Source organism: uncultured Maritalea sp., assembly GCF_937139385.1.
GTDB classification, from domain to species: Bacteria; Pseudomonadota; Alphaproteobacteria; order Rhizobiales; family Devosiaceae; genus Maritalea; species Maritalea porphyrae_A.
This window is the reverse complement of record NZ_CAKZPW010000395.1, coordinates 1-2,436: the sequence shown is the minus strand read 5'-3', so window position 1 is coordinate 2,436 and position 2,436 is coordinate 1. Positions and strand designations below refer to the sequence as shown.

The following is a 2,436-nucleotide window of genomic DNA, read 5'->3' as shown; positions in this document are numbered from 1 at the left end:
CTCACCGCCATGCTAATGTCACCGTGCACCGTGATCAGAATGAACGGAGTTTCTGCATCAATTTTTTTGACGTCTTCAACCAGCTCTAAACCACTTTTGCCGGGTAAGTTAATATCGCTCACAATCACCCCAGACCAATCCAGTGACAATTGCTCAATCACACCTTGAGCGGTTGCAAACTCAGTCACATCAAAATCTTCAAGTTGCAATGTCTGAGAAATCGCGATGCGAACCGCTTGTTCATCATCGATCAATAAAACTTGCTTGCTGTCCGGCATTAAGATTCCTCTTTGGCAATAATGCTTTGCGGGCTAAATCGGGGTAGCCTAACACAAAATTCTGCCCCCCCAGAGTCTCGATTTTGCGCACTGATCTGTCCGCCCATCGCTTCAACGATACGCTGACTAATAGACAAGCCCAATCCCAATCCTAAACCAGAAGATTTGGAGGTAAAAAAAGGTTCAAATAAATGTTTGGTGGCTTCTTCGCTCAAACCATTACCGGTATCTTGGACACTGATAATAATCTGCTCGTCCATTGCTTTTTGCTCTATTAAAACCCGACGCTCGTTCGTGGCGTCTTCCACTATCGCATCCGCCGCATTGGCCAGTAAATTCACCAACATCTGTTCCAAAAAGACCATGTCACCATTCACAATAAAGCCCAAATCCTCCCCGACTATGAGCTCGATATTGGCCTCTTTATAGCGTGGGCTCATAATCTTTAGAGCCCCTACAATGGCCGTCTGCACTGCAATTGGCCCCTGGTGCACATCCCCTTTTCGAGCAAAGACCTTGAAGCGAGCAATAATATCGCCCATGTGGTGACCAAGCTGGCTAATGTGTTGCAGGTTCGCATGGGCTTGCTCATATTGCCCACGGTCTAAAAATTTCAATCCATTTCCGGCAAACGCTCGGATCGCCGTTAAAGGTTGGTTTAACTCATGATTCAGCCCCGCACTAAGCTGCCCTAACACAGCCAATTTAGCAGTTTGTATGAGCTCGCGCTGCGTGCCTTTATGCTCTTCAATCTCTTGGCGTAGTCGCGTGTTGGCGCCTTGCAGTTCAAATGTACGCTCTTTGACTCGTTCTTCTAGATCAATACGCGCTTGGGTGATGTCTTGTTCGTAACGTTTCCGCTCAGTCATGTCATGAAAGGTCACCAAATAACTGCGGCGATTAGGCAGCTGCATCTCACATAAGGTCATTTCTACCGGTACAGATTGGTTTGAATAACACAAATGCCCCTCTCGAGTGAGAACCTTAATGCCTAAGTCACTTGCGGCGTCCAAAAAATCATCCTGAGAGGTTGTGATGACTGAACTTTGTTCATCGGGTTGAAACAAGGTATCCAATGTCTGTCCCACCAGTGGTGCCAGTGGTTGCCCCACCAGCTTTTCAACCGCCGGATTAAAGGATTCTATTTTGTGATGCTCATCCAATGTTACCAAGCCCGCTTGCGTGTTTTGAATCACTTCACGAATATAGGCTTGATTGTGTCGCGTCATTTCATTGGCATCAGAACGCTCTCGTAGCATTCGGCTTCGTAACATAGCCAAGCCAAAAAGCAACGCTGTGATGGTCACACCGCCAGCAAAAATAGCGCGCCATAGGGAAATCTCTTCATTAATGGTTTTTAGTGGCGCCAATATCGAAATTTTGAAATCCAATAAACGAATCGGGCGACTCATACGCAAAAATGACATTCGCTGTAACTCTTCGGTGCCATTAGTCATGGTGTTTTCTAACACGTCGATGATCTGAGATTTTTCATCAAACGGTTTTTGATAGACGATCGCCAGCTTTTCAATGGATTGTCCAAAATAGCGTTGTGAATCGGCAATGCGTTGCAATTCCAAATGAGACAATTCTCCTAGCACGCGATACAGCCAATTCGGGCGAGAACTGCTGAACACAATGCCATCAGGATCAAGTAATAAAAATTCGTAATGCTGATTCGCAAAGCGTTTTTCAAATTGTGTCAGATCCACTTTGACAACGGCCACACCAATAATGGAATCGCCTTCATAAACAGGATAGGAAAAATAATACCCGCGCCGATTCGACGTGGTGCCCAGCGCATAATAACGCCCCGGCTTGCCCCGAATGGCGTCTTTAAAATAGGGGCGAAAGGCGAAATTACGGCCGACAAAACTGGCCTCTTCACGGTAATTAGACGCCGCAATGGTCAACCCTTCCATATTTAAAATGTAGCTGTCTGAGGCTTCAGTAATGCGGTTGATTTGCTCAAGCTCGCGATTCAACTGATTAATATCCGATTCAAAGCCATCGCGCAGTGCTTTTCTGACCCGATCGTTGGACGCCAATAACGTCGGCATGTGCTGATATTTGGCAATGGCGCTTTCTAACACGCTGGCAAGCTGGTTTAACTGCTCAAAGGAATCAATGCGCAACGCTTTAATTTGCTGGTTTCGTA

General features: G+C 46.3%; 2 protein-coding genes. Both read right to left on the bottom strand.

Features of this window, described 5'->3' with window-relative positions:
• Positions 1-278 (bottom strand): response regulator (locus Q0231_RS15710; RefSeq protein WP_299349030.1); only part of this gene is annotated, 278 nt, incomplete at its 3' end.
• The coding region (locus Q0231_RS15705) for an ATP-binding protein (protein ID WP_299349027.1) at positions 278-2,436 on the bottom strand (2,159 nt) is incomplete at its 5' end. The genes Q0231_RS15710 and Q0231_RS15705, both read right to left, overlap by 1 nt.